Below are 15,851 nucleotides of genomic sequence, written 5' to 3'. Positions count from 1 at the left end.
TCGTGTTTCTGAAGAAGTAACCCTCGCGTCCACTCCTCCGGGTGCACGGCTCGGCCGACAGTCGGTGACGAGAGAGCCGGGAGCAAGTGTCTCTCTCTCGTTCCAGTGGCGGGGCTGCCGTAAACAATCGTGGACACTCGGCCTGTGAATGGGGCCGCGGAGTCAGGCCAAAGGGCTGCTGTACCGTCCCTTCCGGTTTGGACGCTGAATTGCATTCTCCCTGCCCGGAGACCTACCCATGCATTCCCTGGCTTGGTGGCCGAGCGTCCTCGTCCTCAGCATCGCGACGGTGACCGATCTACGCAGCCGCCGCATCCCGAATTGGCTCGTGCTGCCCTTTCTGGTGGCAGGTCTGGTCGCGGGTGCGTGGACTCATGGCTGGCACGGGCTGCTCACCAGCCTGCTCGGCTTCACGCTGGGAGCGGTGCTGTTCGGAGTGCTCTGCTGGATGGGCGGCATGGGAATGGGCGATGTGAAGCTGCTGGCCGCCATCGGCGCCTGGATCGGACCGCGCCAGTTGCTGACTGCGGTCGTGATGATCTCGCTGATCGGTGGAGTTCTGGCGCTGGTCTGGATGGTAACGAAGGGCATAGCCGGCCAGGTACTGAGTGGAGCCGGAGAATTGTTAGCGACAGCGCCGCAACGGGGCTTGGCGCCCCATGCGGAGCTCAACCTGGCGAACCCGCGCAGCCGGAGCATGCCTTACGCTCCCGCGATCGCACTGGGAACGCTGCTGTCGTTTTTCGCGAAGTGACGGGACACGTGCATGAGAGATCAGGGAGCGAAGAACGGATGCCCATGGACCTACAGGTCGAATCAAAGCGCGCGGAAGGACGGTCCGCGTTGATGGCCGGCTACGCGCAGGGCAGCGGCACCATCGGTGCCGACCTTTTCTCGGTCGCTCTGATCGGTCCGGACGCGAACAGCCGGAAGAGTGTGGCCGACGCGGTGGAGTGCTTCCGCTCCGGCATCGTGCGCACCTTCGAGACGTATCCCTCCCTCGATGAACTGCCGCGCATCATCCGTGAGCGATACGACGTCGTCATCGTCGAGCTCGACTCCAACCCGGAGTTTGCGCTCGAGCTGATCGAGAACATCTGCGCCGAGACCAGCGCGACGGTGATGGTCTATTCGAACCGAACCGATCCGGAGCTGCTGCTGCGCTCCATGCGTGCCGGCGCGCGTGAATTCCTGAGCTGCCCCATCTCGACCCAGACCATCGCGGAAGCTCTGGTCCGTGCGTCCGTGAGGCGACCGATCGTTACGCCGGTCAAAGCGGCCGAAGGTCAGCTCTTCCTGTTCGTGGGCGCCAAGGGTGGCTGCGGCACAAGCACTCTGGCAGCGAACTTCGCCGTCTCGCTGGCGCATGAATCCGGCCGCCGCACTGCCCTGCTCGATCTTAATGTGCCGTTGGGCACGACTGCGATCGATTTAGGCCTGGCAACCACGTTGTCGGCGCTCGATGCGCTCATGAATCTGGACCGACTCGATGCGTCCTTTCTGGACACACTGATGGCGAAGCACAGCTCCGGGCTGTCGGTTCTGGCAGCGCCCGATGAGTGCACCTCCTTCGACCTGCTTGAAGAGTCGGTCGAGCGCCTGCTCAGAGTAGTGCGTGAGCAATTCGACTACGTGGTCGTCGACGCGGGCGTAGGCTACAGCCCGGCGGCGCGCGCACTGCTGCGCTCGGCCACCAAGATCTATCTGGTGCTCCAGGTCAGCCTGCCCGAGCTGCGGAATGCGAACCGGCTGGTGCGCGACGCCTTGCAGCCGGCTGGCGACCAGTTGGAGATCGTGCTCAACCGCTTCCATCCCCGCTCGGTCGAACTCGACGAAGCAGCCATCAACAAGGCATTGACGGTGCCGGCCCGTTGGAAGGTGCCGAACGATTACGTAGGCGCGCGCAAGGCGCAGAACTCAGCATCGCCGCTGGTCCTGGCATCGTCCCCGGTCTCCACTGTCGTGCGCACCATGGCGCGGCACGCGGCCGGACTCGATCAGGGCGAAAGCAAGAAGCGCAAATTCAGTCTCTTCGGTTCGAAGTAGACGCAACGGGACAGGTGTGCAGCGTGGAACAGATTAACCTGGATAATTTCGAAGCTGGCATCCACCGCGTCCTGCTCTCGCGGCTGGACTTGGAAAAGCTGGCCCGCGCCAATTCGAGCCAGGCTCGGCAGGCAGTCGCCGGCGTGGTCCGCGAGATCATTAGTGAGCAGAAGGTGCCGCTCAGCATGAGCGAGCAGCAGAGGGTGCAGTCCGACCTGCTTGACGAGGTCTTCGGACTGGGGCCGCTCGAGCCGCTGCTGCGCGACTCGAAGATCTCCGACATCCTGGTCAACGGCAAGGATCGTGTCTTCATCGAGCGGGGCGGCATTCTCGAACGCTGCGACACCACATTCCGCGACGATGCGCACCTGCTGCAGATCATCGACCGCATCGTGTCGCGCGTCGGCCGTCGCGTCGACGAATCGTCGCCCATGGTTGATGCCCGGCTGCCCGACGGCTCGCGTGTCAACGCCATCATTCCGCCGCTCGCGCTCGACGGCCCAACCCTCTCGATCCGCCGTTTTGGCACCGGGCCGGTGCAGGCCGCTCAGCTCGTCGCGCTGAAGAGCATCTCGCAGGAGATGATCGAGGTGCTGTCCGCCGCAGTCCGTGCGCGCATCAGCGTGCTGATCTCAGGCGGCACAGGCGCCGGTAAGACCACCTTCCTCAACATCATGTCGCAGTACATCCCGTCGACCGAGCGGCTGGTCACGATCGAGGATGCAGCCGAGCTGCAGCTCGCCCAGGAGAACATCGTGCGGCTTGAGACGCGTCCGCCCAATATCGAAGGCGCGGGAGCCATCCGGCAGCGGCAGCTGCTGGTCAACAGCCTGCGTATGCGCCCCGACCGCATCATCATCGGCGAGGTCCGCGGCGAAGAAGCCTTCGACATGCTGCAGGCCATGAACACCGGCCACGAGGGCTCAATGACCACCATCCACGCCAACACGCCCCGCGATGCCCTGTCCCGTCTTGAGTCGATGGTCGCGATGGCCAACCTCAATCTGCCGGAACGCACGGTGCGTCAGCAGATCGCCTCGGCGATCGCGATCGTGGTCCAGGTCTCGCGTCTGAGCGACGGCACACGCAAAGTTACCAACATTTCCGAGATCACCGGCATGGAAGAGAACGTCATCAGCATGCACGAGATCTTCACCTTCCAGCGCAAGGGCATCGGCCCGGACGGCAAGGTCATTGGCGCCTTCCGGCCCAGCCAGATCCGGCCTAAGTTCCTCGAAAAGCTTCGTCTCGCCGGGGTCATTCTTCCCCCAGCCATCTTCGAGCAAGTGCTCGAAGTGAATTGAAGGCAGGTCCGTTATGCCGCTGTTGATCCTGATCGTCTTTGCCGGAATCTTCCTGGTGATCACGCTGCTGCTCGTGGGCTCCGGCGTCGGCGCGTCCAGCACCACCAAGGAGACGCTGGCGCGTCTCGAATCCGCGCTGGCGGGCGGCCACACGAAGAGCACCGACGAGATAGTCGATCTGCGCAAGAAAGAGCTGTTCAGTGCGGTCCCCTGGATGAATCGCTGGCTGCTGCGCGTCGAGATCGCGCCGCGCCTGCGCATGATGCTCTATCAGGCCGAGCTGAAGTGGACGGTGGGCGGACTCATGCTCATGTCGCTTGCCGCCATGATCATCCCGGGCTATCTCATCTATCTCCGCACCGATGTCTTTCTGCTCGCCCTGATCGCCGGCATGCTGCTCTCCGTCATGCCCTTCGTCTACGTGAACTGGAAGCGCCGCCAGCGGTTCGACAAGTTTGAGCAGGGGCTTCCCGAAGCGGTCGATCTGATGGTTAGCGCACTGCGTGCCGGGCACAGCCTGGTCTCGGCCTTGGGACTGGTGGCCACTGAAGGACGCCCCCCGATCGGGCCGGAGTTCCGCATTTGCTTCGAGGAGCAGAACTACGGACTCGACCTCCGGACCGCGCTTGAAAACCTGCTGGTGCGGGTCCCATTGCAGGATCTGCGCATCGTCGTCACGGCGATCATGATCCAGCGCTCGAGTGGCGGCAACCTCGCCGAGGTTCTCGAGAAGGCCTCTGCCTTGACCCGCGATCGCTTCCGTTTGAAGCGGCAGGTGCGCACGCACACGGCGCAGGGCCGGATGACTGGATGGATTCTGTCGCTACTCCCGGTCGTGCTTGGACTGCTGCTCTACTTTGTGAATCCTGACTCAATGAGCCTGCTCTGGCACCGCGCGTTTGGACGCGAGATGCTCTACATCGCAGCAGTCATGACCATCATCGGTTCCCTCATCATCCGCAAGATCGTCAACATGGAGGTATAGAGACCCATGGCTATCGCGACACTCGCCTTTCTGGCGATCTTCCTCCTGATCACGACCGGCGGCTTGCTGCTCTTTTATCGCGAAGCGATGATCGGGCGGCTTTCGACACTGCTCAATCCCGGCCCGCGCCTGGGCAAGCTTGAGCGCATGCAGAAGGCCACAACAGCCTTCGGCTACAGCATGGTCGGGCAGATTGAACGACTGGTCCCGCGCAGCCACAACGAGCTCTCGGTGGTGCAGCAGCGTCTGGTGCGCGCCGGCTATCGCAATGAGAACGGCGTCAAGTACTTCTACGCCGCCAAGGCACTCGTGCCGGTCTCGCTGGCCCTGCTGGTGCTGGTCAGCGGGCTTGGCAGAGATAACTTCTTCTATTACATCGTGGCACTCGGGTTCGGCTTCATCGCGCCTGATTTCTGGTTGAGCCGGCGCATCACCAAGCGCCAGTCAAAGATCCGCCGCGGACTTCCGGACCTGCTCGACCTGATGGTGGTATGCGTCGAGGCCGGGCAGAGCCTCGACCAGGCAACGGCCCGCGCTGCCGAGGAAATGCATCATGTGCATCCCGCGGTCAGTGACGAGATCGGGATCGTGGTGCTCGAGCAGCGCGCCGGACGCACCCGCAGCGATGCATGGCGGCAGCTCGCGGAGCGCACGGATGTGGACAGTGTGCGCGGTCTGACGACCGTGCTGGTCCAGGCCGAGCAGTTCGGCACCAGCATCGCCAAAACCCTGCGCGTGCATTCGGACACACTCCGCACGCAGCGCCGGCAGCAGGTGGAAGAGCAGGCGGCAAAGACCACCGTCAAGCTCGTCTTCCCGCTCGTCCTCTTTATCTTTCCTTCGTTGTTCGTGGTCACACTTGGCCCTGCCATGATCACAATCACCGAAACGTTCAAAAACCTGAACCACTAACCCAGAGAGGAGGGCTTGAGAGACATGGATACGGTGACGATGGTCCGTTTAATTTCAGGTGTGCTGTTTTGCATCCTGCTGTTCGTCCTTGTGCAGAGGCGCCGGTCGCGGGTGCGCTAGTCAACACGGGCTGGCCGCACCAGTATTCCGGCGCTCCTTACGTCCGGACTACCGATGCGGCCACTCCGTGACTGCAACCCGGTCGGGCACGCAGAGACGCGCGTCCGGCTTTGGAACGCAACACAGTTTGTACCCAGCTGAAGGGCCCCGAGTAGATGCGTCACGTGAGCGACGTGGGTCCGCATTTCACAAGTGCACGAGAGAGGGATAAGCAAGGATGCTTTGCGTGTACAACCAGACACGGGAATGCTTTCTCGGGTTCCGCGTCGTCGCTGCCGACACTTGGTGGACCCGTGTCCGTGGGTTGATCGGACGCTGGCGGCTGCGCTCCGATGAAGGCATCTGGGTCGTCCCGTCGAATGGCGTGCACACCCTGGGCGTGCTTTTCCCCTTGGATCTGATCTATCTCGATGAGGATCAGATTGTGGTGGAGATCCGGGAATCCTTCCCCCGCTTTCGCATCGGTCCGCTCCGGATGCGCGCGGCCAGTGTTCTGGAACTACCGCGGTACACGATTTATGCTTCGCAGACGCAGAAGGGCGATCAGCTGCTCATCTGTCCCCCGGCAGAAATGGAGGCGCGGCTGGAGGCCCTCGAAACTTCCACGCTGGATTCGCTGCAGGCGGTCCCGTCTCCCCTCGCCTGGGATGGAACGGTCGGACGAGTATGAAGAACTGGTTTGAAGACCTTATGTCGCGCGAGCAGCGGCGCCCCCAGCGGCATCCCCTGCCCCGGCTCGTGGTTTATTTCTGGGATGGCAGCACGCCAGCCCCTCATGCCATTCGCGATATCAGCACCAACGGACTCTTTCTGCTGACCGCGCATCGCTGGTATCCAGGCACGCTGGTCACCCTCACACTGCAGCGCACAGACAAGAACGACGATGGAGAGCGGCCGTCGATGACCGTGCAAGCAAAGGCGATCCGCTCCGATGAGGAAGGCGTGGCCTTCCGCTTCATAGTCGCGAAAGCACGAGACGGCAAGCGGTTGGGCGCGTATATTTCGGGCGGAGTGAATGTCCAAACCGAAGAGGGGCTCCGGAGCTTTCTCGTGAGCGTCTTCGGCAGCGAATCCTCACGCGTCGTCTCGTAACTTCCCCCGGAACGTATGGCAGTGGGCCATAACAGCAATGTGACCACGGAGGCGGTATGAAGCGAGCGGAGTGGGTGAAGGCCCGCGGATGGCGTAATGAGAGCGGTCAGGTGGTCATCCTTCTGGCGGTTTCGCTGACTGTCATTCTCGGATTCGTCGGTCTGGCGACCGATGTCGGGGTGATGATTCACGACAAGCGCAACCTGCAGATTGCGGCGGATGCCGCGGCAGTGGCAGGCGCGAAGCAGCTGCAGATCAACCTACCCGGCAACGCGATCGCTGCTGCCAAGGCAGCCTCGTCGGCCAACGGGTATACGGATGGGCAGAACGGCGTCACGGTCACCATCAACACGCCGCCTACCAGCGGACCGAACACTGGGCTGTCCGGTTTTGTCGAGGCGATCGTCCAGTACAGCCAACCGACGTTCTTTATGCGGGTTTTGGGGATCAACTCCTCGCTGATCGGCGGACGCGCCGTCGCCTTCGACGGAGCCAACTCTGGGACTGGCTGCTTGACCGCGCTGAACCAAAGCGCTGGCGATACGATCCACCTGCAGGGTTCGTTCAACGTGGACGCCCCGGGCTGCACCGTCATAGACAACTCCAAGGCCTCTGGGACAAATAATGCGAGTGCACTCTACTTCAACGGCGGCGGTGGCACGCTGCAGGCTGGCTCGGTAGGTGTCGTAGGCTCCGACAGCGGGCAGATATCAGACAGCACGCCCGTGCCTCAGACAGGCATCAGCGGCGTGAGCGATCCACTGGCGCCCAAGATCTCCCCTCCCACGTATACGCCGTCGTCCTGCATACCACAGCCCACCGCGACCACATGGAACCCAGGCTGCTACAGCGGCACAATAAACATCGGGTCAGGGGTGACGGTTTCATTAAACCCAGGCACCTACATATTCACTGGAACACTCAATCTGAGTGGACATGGAACCCTGAAGAATAGTTCCATTCCCGGCGGGGTCACTTTGTACTTTGATGGACCGAACGGCGCTCTCGGCACCGGCAGCGGGTCAGGCAACACGACTCTCAACCTGACCGAATCAACCTCGGGTCCGTACCAGGGCATTCTCATTTATGAGGGCGCTAACGACACAAATCCGATTTATCTGGTCGGCACGCCGATCGCTAACCTGACCGGGATCATCTACGCGCCTTCCGCGGAACTCGATCTAGGCGGCAACACGAACGTCACGTTGGTGTCGGATCTGATCGTGAGCAAGCTCTATGATTTCGGCAACGCCACGATCACCATCAAGGATTTCACCCAGACGGTGACGAACTCGCCGCTCAATACTGTCGCGCTGGTTGAGTAGACATGCCCCTCGAAACAGCACCTTCGCAGATGCGTCCGCGCCGTCGGCTCTGGCCGTCACACAAGGAAAACGGCCAGAGCTTGATCGAACTGGCTCTCACACTTCCCCTTTTTGCATTGCTGCTGCTCGGCACGGCGGAGATCGCCTACTATGCATGGGGCGCGATCCTGACCGCCAACGCGGCGCGCGCTGGGGCCGCTTACGGCTCCCAAAACAGCGTATTCGCAAGCGATTCGGCCGGCATCAGCAGTGCCGCGGCAAACGACAGTACCGGCCTGACCGGGATGACGACGACGCGGACCTTGGCCTGCTACTGCTCCACGTCACAGTCAACCTCGATCGATTGCTCTAACGATCTAAGCCTTTGCCCGTCCCCCAACACTGTGCTCAAGTTCGTCCAGGTCAACACCACGGCGCAAGTGCCTTCGATGTTCTCGTACCCCGGTCTGCCTACGAATTTTACAGTTCACGGGCAGGCCATCATGCAGGTGGTCGGACCATGAAATCAGCCCAATACCGTCTTATTTCGGAAAAGAGCCAGCCAGGCGGTGAGATGAAGATGCAACGGCTATGCTCACGGTGGCAGCGACTCCGCGACCAGCAGGGTGCCACGCTCGTAGAATTTGCGCTCTCGTCTGCAGTGCTGTTCAGCCTGCTGTTCGGCATCCTGATCGCCTGTCTTGCGCTCTACAGCTACAACGCCATTGCCGAGGCGGCACGTGAGGGTGCGCGCTTTGCGATCGTGCGCGGCTCGTCATCTTGTGGCTTCAACACCCCATGCAAAGCCACAACTACCGATGTGTCGAACTATGTGAAGAGCCAAGCCTTCCCAGGCGTCGACACCACCAGAATGACTGTCACTGCCAATTGGCCTACGACCGGCATCAACTGCACTCCATCTGTGGTCCCTTGCAATAATCCGAGCAATCTGGTCACAGTCACAGTGGGGTACAGCTTCCCCATGGTGATCCCTTTTGTGCCCTCGCAGACGCTGAACATGTCCAGCACCGCGCAGATGGTGATTGCCCACTGAGACACGTCACCGGGGCATACTCGCGCTTGTGCACTGAAACACGATGGGCGGCTCCTTCAAGGAACCGCCCATTTCCTTTGTCTCGTAAAGAACTGGCGCTTAATCCGTCTCCGGAATAATCAAGAGCACTTCGACAGCGACATTCTTCCCGTTTTGGCGCGCCGGGCGGAAGCGCCATTGTTCGAGTGCGCTCAGCACAAACCGGCTCTGCGCGAAGTCCGAAGGAAACAACACGGACATGGTTTCGAAGCGTCCCGCCGTGTTGAGGACCCCATGCACCATGAGCGCGTCGGAGGAGAAGTCTTCCGCCACCAGGTGCGGCCGCTCCATCAGGTACGGCCAGGGCGCGTTGGGCTGGGCCGCATCGCCACCGACGTTCGCGGCTTCGCGCGTGACCGCATACTGCAGAATCCAGTTCTTCGGTAGACCCATGTGCAGGTACACGGTGTAGGCCAGCCGGCCCGCCCAGAGCTGCATCGTCTCCGGATAGCGCTCGGCGATCGACGACCCGACCACCACAGAGCTGAAATCTCCATTCATTGGCTGACGTAATTCGGTCAGGCGGCCAGCGCCGTCGGGCGCCTGTTCCTCGCCCGTATTTCCGCCCGCCTGGGCCAGTTCGGTGCCTGGCCCGCCAGCACCAGTGCCCCTGCCATCATCCCTGTGGCCCACACCTGTGCCTGCACCAGCGACCGCGGAGCCACCCTGCTCCTTGCTCCCTGAGCCCTTGCCACTTACGCCCGTGGCCTCATGCCCGTCCCCAGAACCGCTGGCCGTGGACACACCTGCGCCCGTGCCCTGCCCAGACCCCGAACCCGCCATCTGCGCGTTGCCGCGCCCCGCGCCATCAAGGCCCATGCCCGAAGCCGCACTCGTAACCGCGGGTGCATGCTTCCCATCCGGCGCTCCGGTCGATAACCCGAGCGCCTGCACCGGCGGCAGGGTGATGGTCCCGGACTGGAGGCGCGTCTCCGACAGCGAGATCACGCGGGCCGGCGTGGATAGACCCGCGTCGAGACTGGCTGTGCTCGGCATCTGCGGCAGCGGAACAGGTTGCCGGACCACCATAGGCGCCGTCGTGCTTGTTGGAAGCGTGAGCCGGCTCTCGCCAAAGGTTTGGGGAGCCACGCGCAGCTCGGCCAGATGCGTTGCGGCTACCGGCGCTGCCAGTGAAGGATGGGTGACCGGTGTGTTGACCGGCAGAAGCTGTGGTGGCGGCATCAGGGTCACCGTCGTCTGCCCGGCCGACCAGAGCACCACTTGCGGCAACGGAATCTTCTGCTTCGCCAGAAGATCCGGAGGCAGATCGGGCTGCACGAGTGTCTGGTGCGCCAGCGCAGGATGCGGCGTGACCGGGAGCAGCGGCGGCGCTTGCGCCGCAGCTGGCGATGAGGTGGCAGCCGCCGATGGTGCGCCGGCGCCGGAAACTGCTGAAGTCGAGGTTTGCTGACCCGAGCCGGCAGAATGAGCACGCGCCCGCTCAAGCCGTGGCAGCGTCATGTGAATCAGCCGTACGTTGTAGCGCGACGGCTCAAACCGATCCGGCGGAGTCAACGAATGAGCGATATACAGAGCGCTCAAGCCGAACACCAGGGCATGCGTCGCGAGCGAGAGTACAGCCGCTGACGGTGCCTGTCGCGGAGAGGGTGCCTCATGAAAGAGCGTGATGATCGACAATGGGATACCCGGTGCTTGGCTTCCGCAGTGTGCCGCCTCGTAGCCCACAAGACAGGAGCTCGGGCAGCAGCCCGCATTTCCTTGAGTAGCAATCGGAGTGCCACGAAAGTACCGTCTGCGCCCCGTGAGGACTGACTCCTCGTGACCGCACGGTGACACCGCACGCCCCGGTGAATACGCCCGTTCACACCGACGGCACGGCAGCCAGCAAAAGCCCGTGTGTTTGTCGTTGTACGGGTTGCAGCCCTTTGGCACGGCAATTGCCTCATGCCCACCGGAACGCAGTGGCGTCACAGCGCTGCCCGGAGATAGGTCTCTGTCATGAATCAAAGGCTCGCAACCGTCCTCTTCAGTGCATTTGTGATCGCCGCCCTGTGCAGCTTCGTGGTGTATCGCCTGGTCGGCAACCGGTTGGGCCTGGCGCAGCCCAAGACAACCAAGGTGTATGTGGCCGCAGGCGATATCAAGCTGGGCACACTGCTCCGCGACGTCGATCTGACCACGGCAGACTTTGCTGGCTCGCTGCCCAAGGGCGCCATCCTGCACAAGGAAGACGCGCTCGGCCGCGGCGTCATTGCCGATATGTATCAGGGGGAGACGGTCCTCGAGAGCCGGCTGGCGGCCCCGGGAGCGGGCGGTGGCCTGGCGGCGACCATCCGGCAGGGCATGCGCGCCTGCGCGGTCAAGGTCGACGAGGTAGTCGGCGTCGCCGGCTTCGTCACCCCGGGCATGCGTGTGGACGTGCTGATCTCGGGCAATCCGCCGGGAGCCGTCAATGTGGCAGAAGGTCCACGGGTGAAGACACTGCTGCAGAACGTGGAAGTCCTCTCCGCTGGCACTGATATCCAGAAGGACGGCCAGGGCAAGCCGCAGCAGGTGCAGGTCGTCAACTTGCTCGTCACGCCAGAGCAGGCCGAGCAGCTAAGCCTTGCCAGCACCCAGACCCATATCCAGCTGGTGCTGCGCAATCCGCTGGATACCGACGTCTCGGAAGTTCCGGGATCGGCCCTCACCAACCTCTACGCGGGCCGCACGGCCAAGCCGCAGATGAAGCCGCTGCTGACCGCCCGCCGTGTGACGCATGCTTCCTCGCAGTCTCAGCTCCTCGTCGTTGAAGTCCTGAATGGGTCGAAGCGAAGTGAAGAGAAGTTCGTGACCGCGGAGGCCAAATAGTGAAGTTACGGGGACGGTTCTGTTTTTTCCTTACTGCAACCATGGCTCTGCTCTCAACGGCTCCGCAGTCGCGGGCCGCGCAGGAGCCGACCGCACCAGCGCCGGCCACCTCGCAGCAGGATTCTGCGAATGAGCTATTCGTGCCGGCAGGCAAATCGGTGCTGATCGACACGGCGCGCCCGATTCAGCGCATTGCCGTCGGCTCGGCCGATGTCGCCGAAGCCACAGCCGTGACGCCACATGAAGTCATGGTCAACGGGAAGACGGCAGGCGACACCAGCCTGATCATCTGGCAGGTGGGCGGCGGACGCCAGTTCTACAGTGTCGTCGTGCGGCCCAGTTCGGGCGCGGTCAGCGACCGCCTCGAAGGGATCCGCCACGAGTTGCGTACCGAGCTCCCCGGCCAGCAGATTAAGGTGTCCTCCGAGAACGGCATGATCTTCCTTCACGGAACCGCGAAAGACCTGACCAGTTCAGGGCGAGCGGTCCAGATCGCGTCCACCGCAGGCAAGGTGGTCAACCTCCTCTATGTCACCGTGCCGACTGCCGATCCTCAGATCCTGCTCAAGGTGCGCTTCGCCAGCCTGGACCGCACCAAGGAACGGCAGTTCGGACTTAATTTTTACAGCCTCGGAGCTACCAACTCCATCGGTGCGGTCAGCACAGGGCAATTCTCCCCGCCGACCGTCAGCAGTCCGACCGGTGGCACTCCAACGGCGCTCATCTCCGACTTCCTCAACCTGTCCATTTTCCGTCCCGATCTCAACCTGGGCGCAACCCTGCGCGCTCTCGAGAATGACAACGTGCTCCAGGTGCTCGCTGAACCGAACGTGCTCGCCTCAAACGGCAAGCAGGCCAGCTTCCTGGCCGGTGGCGAGTACCCCTATCCCACGGTGCAGGGTGTCACAGGAGGCGGCACAGGCGCAGTGACGATTCAGTTCAAGGAATTCGGCGTCCGCATCAACTTCATCCCGACCATCACGCCGCGCAATACCATTCGCCTGCAGGTTTCGCCCGAGGTCAGCTCACTCGACTTCGCTAACGGCATCCAGCTCTCGGGCTTCACGGTGCCAGGCCTGACCGTGCGCCGGGTCAAGACCGATGTGGAGCTGAGTGAGGGGCAGAGCTTCGCCATCGGCGGATTGCTCGACAACCGCGAGACGGAGATCTTCTCGAAGATCCCGTTCATTGGGGATATCCCGATCCTTGGCAAGCTGTTTCAATCAATCCAGCGCACCAAGAACAATACCGAACTTATTGTGATCGTGACGCCCGAGATCGTGAATCCGATCCCGGCCGGCATGCCGCTGCCCTCACTCAAGTATCCCCAGAGCTTCCTCGAGCCCAACGACGATCCAAAGGTGATCACGAACGCGAACGGCGCGGCTGCTACGCCGCTCGAGGCCGCGAAACCCTCCATTCCGGTCGAGACCCTGGTCGAGAGCATGCAGCCGGAGCAGCCGCTCACCACAGACAGCTTCTCGACCAGTGGCTACACTACCGGAGCCTCGGCAGGCGGCGGCACATCCGGCACTCCGCATTGATCCGCAGTGCCGCACGGATCCTTCCCTGGAGCATCGAGTGAGTTGCTGAGCCCATGAACATCTTCCAAAAGAGAGCCACGCAGGCGCCAGCCTGCGTGGCTATCTATCATCCCCGCACGCAAAGATTGTTGGCGGATCAGATCACGATCGCCGATCGCGGTGCCACGCGGCGCGTCGGACTGCTGGGACGCTCTTCGCTTGCTCCAGGAGAGGGCCTCTGGATCGTGCCCTGCGAGGCAGTCCACACCATCGGGATGCGCTTCCCTATCGACCTGATCTTCCTCGACCGCAAGCAGCGCATCTGCAAGATCCGACACAACGTGCAACCCTGGCGCTTGTCGGGCGCGTTGCGCGCGCACTCTGTGATCGAGATGGCCGCTGGCACGCTGGCAGCGCTCGACCTCCGGGTAGGGGACACCATCGAACGGCAGAATGTCGGCCCCTGAACCCTGCAGCGTAGTCACAAGGCCGTGCAGCGCCTCGATGAGCCGTGCGTGTGAGCTAAGTGCGCCGTCGCGTTGCTTCGCTCCTCGGCGCACCAGGACAGCTCACATGTCGTGCCTCAGGCATTTGTGTGAAACCAGAAACCCTGATGTAACAGCTGATTGTGTGTACCACCCGCGCCTCTGCTCAGGGCACTGTAAACGCAAGTCGACGGCGATAGCGCGGCGGAGCGGAACAAACACTAATAATCATAGACTTAGAGCTCGAACTAACTTGGCACAGCGCGTGCTATTAGGAAGGCAACCCCGCCGCTGCGGGAAACTTAATGGAGGAAACACCAATGAAGAACACCATGCTGAAGATGTCCGCTGCGCTGCAGGGAGTGATGCTGCGTGAAGAAGGTCAGGATCTGATCGAGTACGCTCTGCTCGCCGCTCTCCTGAGCCTCGCCGCTGTGACCACGCTCAAGACCCTCGCAAATGACATCAACAACGCTTTCGCGGCCGTAGGCACTACGCTGTCCACATCCTAAGACCAGTCCGGTGCTGTAAAGCCCACACCATGAACGGGTGCGACTCCCCCGCTTCCCGTTCGTAAACTACGGGCTGTCGGTCCCTCCGACAGCCACAGCACCGCGGGAGGATGAGTCCTGCTTCATAAAGAGTCAGGGCTCGAATACTGACACTATCTAAACAGGCTCCGCTCTATAATTCGCCGCGTTTGGGTGACGCACACGGGGGAATAAATGCCGGTCCTGCAAGAAGCTGTCACGCAGCAGCCCGGAAGCCCTTTCCCTCCGCTGAAGACTCCAAAGAAGCACTCACGACAGCAGCACTTGAGTGCCTTCATACTATTTATCTCCGCTGTCAGTCTGTACCTTCTTCCTCTGGTGAGGATGTGCCGCCAGCAATCCAACGAGGGCATCCTTGTGATGGGCGCAGTGCGCACATTGCATGGTCAATTGCTCGGGCGCGACTTCGTTGAGATTATGGGTCCGGGCAGCTTCTACTGGATCGCAGGTTTTCTCCGCATTTTTGGCGAGACATACTTCGCTCTCCGCGCCTGTCTTTTCGTCACCTCGTTGACGACGGTAGTGGCCCTCTATCTTCTCTCCTGCCGGGTATGCGGACGCTGGCGTCTGCTTCCACCTGCCGTGATGATGGCTAGCTATTTTCTGACCTTCTGGCCGGAGATGAGCCACCATGTGGACAGCAATTGCTTTGCGCTGCTCGCGGTAGCCGCATTGGCGTTCTGGTCAGAGAATCGGCGGCACTCCGTTCTCTTCTCTGCAGGGCTGTTGGCCGGCGCAACGGCCCTGACGCTCCAGCAGAAGGGGCTATTCCTCTTCCTCGCTGTCACACTCTGGCTGGTGCTGCAGCCAACTTCACTCCGCATTCGCATCGCGCGAGTCAGCTTATTGACCAGTGGTTTCCTTGTTCCGCTGCTCACGACCACGATCTACTTCGCCCGGCGCGGCGCTCTCGGCGACCTCGTGTATGCCACCTTCACCTGGCCACGCCAGAACTACAGCCACGGATTTAACGTTCACTACGCATTCCTCCTGACAAACTACTTCAGCGCCTGGGTCATGCCCGGTATGGGCTGGACCTATGGGATGGCGCTGCTCCTCTTCATCCCCTACTTGTTCGTCGCAGCTCTTCCGTTCCTGTTGCCGCTCCTCTTACTCGCGCGACGACAGCGGCCCTCCTCAACGATTCTTCTATATTGGGCCGCAGGCCTGGCGATCTGGGTTTCTGAGTTGCATCGCAAGGACATTTCTCACTTGGTCATGGGAAGTCCGCTGCTGCTGTTGCTCGCTATCTATTACCTCCAGAGTCACCGCAGCCGCTGGCGAGATGTCATGTTGCAGACGCTCACCATCGCATCGGCGTCTCTGCTGCTGGTCAGCCTGGGGATCGCGCTGCTGGCGCGTCCCGTCCACACACGTGCGGGGACGGCATGGTTCAGGACGTCCACGGCTACATTGACTGCCGTCCAACAGCACGTTTCCGCCGGAAGTGACATCTTCATCTATCCGCTTGGAGTGATGGATTACTTCTTCTCGAAGACTAACAATCCAACACGCTACAGCAGTTGCACCTTCAACTTCCCGTACGGCTCAGGCATGGAACAGGACGAGATCGTGCGCAGCCTCGAACAGCATCAGGTTCGGTATGTGCTCTGGGACAAAAAAAA

General features: G+C 61.8%; 16 protein-coding genes. 15 read left to right on the top strand and 1 reads right to left on the bottom strand.

Translation table 11 applies throughout. The features are described 5' to 3' along the window. Positions 1-238 precede the first annotated feature (238 nt). The 10 genes from AC5IJH_RS14980 to AC5IJH_RS14935 all read left to right on the top strand — a co-directional run bounded on the left by AC5IJH_RS14980 (position 239) and on the right by AC5IJH_RS14935 (position 8,817). Positions 239-754, top strand: a complete 516-nt coding sequence (locus tag AC5IJH_RS14980; RefSeq protein WP_491903637.1) for an A24 family peptidase — start codon at positions 239-241, stop codon at positions 752-754. A gap of 44 nt (positions 755-798) precedes the next feature. Beyond that, positions 799-2,046 (top strand): CpaE/TadZ family protein, encoded by a 1,248-nt coding sequence (locus AC5IJH_RS14975; protein ID WP_491903636.1) that lies wholly within the window; start codon positions 799-801, stop codon positions 2,044-2,046. Between the two features lie 23 nt (positions 2,047-2,069). After that, on the top strand, positions 2,070-3,350 hold the full coding sequence (locus AC5IJH_RS14970) for a TadA family conjugal transfer-associated ATPase (RefSeq protein ID WP_491903635.1): 1,281 nt from the start codon (positions 2,070-2,072) through the stop codon (positions 3,348-3,350). 13 nt (positions 3,351-3,363) lie between these two features. Beyond that, positions 3,364-4,335 carry a type II secretion system F family protein gene (locus tag AC5IJH_RS14965; RefSeq protein ID WP_491903634.1) on the top strand — a complete coding sequence of 324 codons (972 nt, stop codon included), beginning with the start codon at positions 3,364-3,366 and terminating at the stop codon, positions 4,333-4,335. Positions 4,336-4,341: 6 nt separating this feature from the next. After that, the gene (locus AC5IJH_RS14960; protein WP_491903633.1) at positions 4,342-5,247 is read left to right on the top strand and encodes a type II secretion system F family protein; all 906 of its coding nucleotides are present in this window, start codon (positions 4,342-4,344) and stop codon (positions 5,245-5,247) included. 337 nt (positions 5,248-5,584) lie between these two features. Continuing rightward, positions 5,585-6,037, top strand: coding sequence for a DUF192 domain-containing protein (locus AC5IJH_RS14955; protein WP_491903632.1), 453 nt, complete (start codon positions 5,585-5,587; stop codon positions 6,035-6,037). Continuing rightward, positions 6,034-6,459 (top strand): PilZ domain-containing protein, encoded by a 426-nt coding sequence (locus AC5IJH_RS14950; protein ID WP_491903631.1) that lies wholly within the window; start codon positions 6,034-6,036, stop codon positions 6,457-6,459. Before AC5IJH_RS14955 ends, AC5IJH_RS14950 begins: the two co-directional genes overlap by 4 nt. 56 nt (positions 6,460-6,515) lie before the next feature. Further along, positions 6,516-7,784, top strand: coding sequence for a TadE/TadG family type IV pilus assembly protein (locus AC5IJH_RS14945; RefSeq protein ID WP_491903630.1), 1,269 nt, complete (start codon positions 6,516-6,518; stop codon positions 7,782-7,784). An 80-nt stretch (positions 7,785-7,864) separates the two neighbouring features. Continuing rightward, positions 7,865-8,287 (top strand): TadE/TadG family type IV pilus assembly protein, encoded by a 423-nt coding sequence (locus AC5IJH_RS14940; RefSeq protein ID WP_491903629.1) that lies wholly within the window; start codon positions 7,865-7,867, stop codon positions 8,285-8,287. Then, the gene (locus AC5IJH_RS14935; protein ID WP_491903628.1) at positions 8,284-8,817 is read left to right on the top strand and encodes a TadE/TadG family type IV pilus assembly protein; all 534 of its coding nucleotides are present in this window, start codon (positions 8,284-8,286) and stop codon (positions 8,815-8,817) included. The genes AC5IJH_RS14940 and AC5IJH_RS14935 overlap by 4 nt, the downstream gene beginning before the upstream one ends. Positions 8,818-8,916: 99 nt before the next feature. Here the strand turns inward: AC5IJH_RS14935 and AC5IJH_RS14930 are convergent, their stop codons facing one another. Then, complete coding sequence (locus tag AC5IJH_RS14930; RefSeq protein WP_491903627.1) at positions 8,917-10,398, bottom strand: energy transducer TonB; 1,482 nt, start codon at positions 10,396-10,398, stop codon at positions 8,917-8,919. Positions 10,399-10,815: 417 nt separating this feature from the next. Between AC5IJH_RS14930 and cpaB the strand changes: the two genes are divergently transcribed. The 5 genes from cpaB to AC5IJH_RS14905 all read left to right on the top strand — a co-directional run. Continuing rightward, on the top strand, positions 10,816-11,667 hold the full coding sequence (gene cpaB / locus AC5IJH_RS14925) for a Flp pilus assembly protein CpaB (protein WP_491903626.1): 852 nt from the start codon (positions 10,816-10,818) through the stop codon (positions 11,665-11,667). A gap of 41 nt (positions 11,668-11,708) precedes the next feature. Beyond that, positions 11,709-13,211 carry a type II and III secretion system protein family protein gene (locus AC5IJH_RS14920; RefSeq protein WP_491903625.1) on the top strand — a complete coding sequence of 501 codons (1,503 nt, stop codon included), beginning with the start codon at positions 11,709-11,711 and terminating at the stop codon, positions 13,209-13,211. Between the two features lie 53 nt (positions 13,212-13,264). Beyond that, positions 13,265-13,657 (top strand): DUF192 domain-containing protein, encoded by a 393-nt coding sequence (locus AC5IJH_RS14915; protein ID WP_491903624.1) that lies wholly within the window; start codon positions 13,265-13,267, stop codon positions 13,655-13,657. Positions 13,658-13,995: 338 nt separating this feature from the next. Continuing rightward, the gene (locus tag AC5IJH_RS14910; protein WP_491903623.1) at positions 13,996-14,187 is read left to right on the top strand and encodes a Flp family type IVb pilin; all 192 of its coding nucleotides are present in this window, start codon (positions 13,996-13,998) and stop codon (positions 14,185-14,187) included. Positions 14,188-14,550: 363 nt separating this feature from the next. Next, on the top strand, positions 14,551-15,851 hold a 1,301-nt coding region (locus AC5IJH_RS14905), incomplete at its 3' end, for a glycosyltransferase family 39 protein (protein WP_491903622.1).

Origin of the sequence: Candidatus Dedyshia acidiphila (genome assembly GCF_051025295.1) — a bacterium.
In the GTDB taxonomy this organism is placed as follows: Bacteria; Acidobacteriota; Terriglobia; order Terriglobales; family Acidobacteriaceae; genus KBS-83.
This window is presented reverse-complemented; position numbering and strand designations above follow the sequence as displayed.

What these genes read in the sequence shown, in the direction of transcription:
- AC5IJH_RS14915 (WP_491903624.1), top strand. Translation starts at nt 13,265, where the DNA reads ATGAACATCTTCCAAAAGAGAGCCACGCAGGCGCCAGCCTGCGTGGCT.
- AC5IJH_RS14920 (WP_491903625.1), top strand. Translation starts at nt 11,709, where the DNA reads ATGGCTCTGCTCTCAACGGCTCCGCAGTCGCGGGCCGCGCAGGAGCCG.
- AC5IJH_RS14910 (WP_491903623.1), top strand. Translation starts at nt 13,996, where the DNA reads ATGAAGAACACCATGCTGAAGATGTCCGCTGCGCTGCAGGGAGTGATG.
- AC5IJH_RS14945 (WP_491903630.1), top strand. Translation starts at nt 6,516, where the DNA reads ATGAAGCGAGCGGAGTGGGTGAAGGCCCGCGGATGGCGTAATGAGAGC.
- AC5IJH_RS14965 (WP_491903634.1), top strand. Translation starts at nt 3,364, where the DNA reads ATGCCGCTGTTGATCCTGATCGTCTTTGCCGGAATCTTCCTGGTGATC.
- AC5IJH_RS14960 (WP_491903633.1), top strand. Translation starts at nt 4,342, where the DNA reads ATGGCTATCGCGACACTCGCCTTTCTGGCGATCTTCCTCCTGATCACG.
- cpaB (WP_491903626.1), top strand. Translation starts at nt 10,816, where the DNA reads ATGAATCAAAGGCTCGCAACCGTCCTCTTCAGTGCATTTGTGATCGCC.
- AC5IJH_RS14975 (WP_491903636.1), top strand. Translation starts at nt 799, where the DNA reads ATGGACCTACAGGTCGAATCAAAGCGCGCGGAAGGACGGTCCGCGTTG.
- AC5IJH_RS14980 (WP_491903637.1), top strand. Translation starts at nt 239, where the DNA reads ATGCATTCCCTGGCTTGGTGGCCGAGCGTCCTCGTCCTCAGCATCGCG.
- AC5IJH_RS14935 (WP_491903628.1), top strand. Translation starts at nt 8,284, where the DNA reads ATGAAATCAGCCCAATACCGTCTTATTTCGGAAAAGAGCCAGCCAGGC.
- AC5IJH_RS14955 (WP_491903632.1), top strand. Translation starts at nt 5,585, where the DNA reads ATGCTTTGCGTGTACAACCAGACACGGGAATGCTTTCTCGGGTTCCGC.
- AC5IJH_RS14950 (WP_491903631.1), top strand. Translation starts at nt 6,034, where the DNA reads ATGAAGAACTGGTTTGAAGACCTTATGTCGCGCGAGCAGCGGCGCCCC.